This is a genomic window from Achromobacter sp. SIMBA_011 (assembly GCF_046535435.1).
GTDB lineage: Bacteria > Pseudomonadota > Gammaproteobacteria > Burkholderiales > Burkholderiaceae_B > Achromobacter > Achromobacter dolens.
The window spans coordinates 1-256 of sequence record NZ_JAWRWN010000808.1; the positions used below are offsets into that span (position 1 = coordinate 1).

1 protein-coding gene is annotated in these 256 nt (G+C 62.1%); it reads left to right on the forward strand.

Translation table 11 applies throughout. The features are described 5' to 3' along the window. Positions 1-256: fimbria/pilus outer membrane usher protein (locus tag SB816_RS33230; RefSeq protein ID WP_410548409.1), on the forward strand; the 256-nt coding region annotated here is incomplete at both ends.

Genomic DNA, 256 nt, shown 5'->3' on the forward strand with positions numbered 1-256 from the left:
GGCGGGGTGTCGTTCGACGTGACCCAATCCAGTTCCGAGAGCCTGCGGGGCCAGGTGAGCCGGGGGCAGAGTGCCCGCGCTCTGTACTCCAAGACCCTGGGCACCACCGATACCAGCTTCACCATGATTGGCTATCGCTACTCCACCGAGAACTACCGGACCTTCAGCCAGCATATGGAGGAGTCCGGCGAAGTCGGTGGGAGCCATTACGGACGGCAGAAAAGCCGCTTTGACCTGAACGTCAACCAACCCCTGG